We start from the raw sequence: 1,064 nt of genomic DNA on the forward strand, positions 1-1,064 counted from the left end.
GCCATCATGAAGCCCTGCTGCGTGACGAGCTGGTTGAGCTGCGCATTGGCCGTCTGGCCGACGATCCCGAGCTGCGACAGCGCGCCCTGGTAGTCGGTCGTGCTCTGCGCATACACGCTCACCGATTCCGAGAGCCGCGCGTGATGGTAGATCGCGTCGTTCTCCCAGAACGTCGAGCTCGCCGCGGTGCCGATCGCGCCGGACAGCGTGCGCAGGAAGTTCGACAGCCCCGACGCGCTCGCAAGCCGGTCGTCGGAGATGCTCGACAGCGTGATCGTCGTCATCGGCACGAAGAAGCATGCGACGCCGATCCCCTGCACGAGCCGCGGCAGGATCACGTGGTTGAACGGCACGTCGAGCGTAAACGTCGAGTTCCAGATCGACACGCCGGCAAACACGATGAACGCGAAGCTCGCGACCATCCGCAGGTCGAGCCGGTGCATGTTGCGGCCGATCAGCGGCGACAGCACGAGCGCGAGCAGCCCGACCGGCGCGGTCGCGAGGCCGGCCTTGCCCGCCGTGTAGCCCATCACCGTCTGCAGCCACAGCGGGAAGATCACGACCGAGCCGAAGAACGCCATGAAGCCGAACGAGATGATCATCGCGCCGAGCGCGAAGTTGCGGTCCTTGAACAGCGACAGGTCGACCACCGGCTCCTTCTCGGTCGCCTCCCACACGAGCATGAACGCGAGCGACACGACCGCGATCAGCGCGAGCGCGACGATGAACGTCGAGTTGAACCAGTCGCGGTCCTTGCCGAGGTCGAGCATCATCTGCAGGCATGACACGCCGATCACGAGCAGCGCGAGGCCGATCGCGTCGATCCGCTGCTTCGACGTCTTCGTCTCGCGGCCGCGCAGCAGGAAGTACGCGCAGGTCGCCGAGAAGATGCCGATCGGCAGGTTGATGTAGAAGATCCACGGCCACGTGTAGTTGTCGCTGATCCAGCCGCCCAGCAACGGGCCGAAGATCGGCGCGACGATCACCGTCATCGCCCATAGCCCGAGCGCGAGCCCGCGCTTCGCGGGCGGGTAGCTGCGCATCAGGATCGTCTGCGACAGCGG

General features: G+C 66.0%; 1 protein-coding gene. It reads right to left on the reverse strand.

The genetic code is table 11. The features are described from left to right. Positions 1-1,064: DHA2 family efflux MFS transporter permease subunit (locus ABZS61_RS34885; RefSeq protein WP_356430572.1), on the reverse strand; the 1,064-nt coding region annotated here is incomplete at both ends.

Source organism: Streptomyces sp. NPDC005566 (assembly GCF_040605575.1).
Lineage (GTDB): Bacteria > Actinomycetota > Actinomycetes > Streptomycetales > Streptomycetaceae > Streptomyces.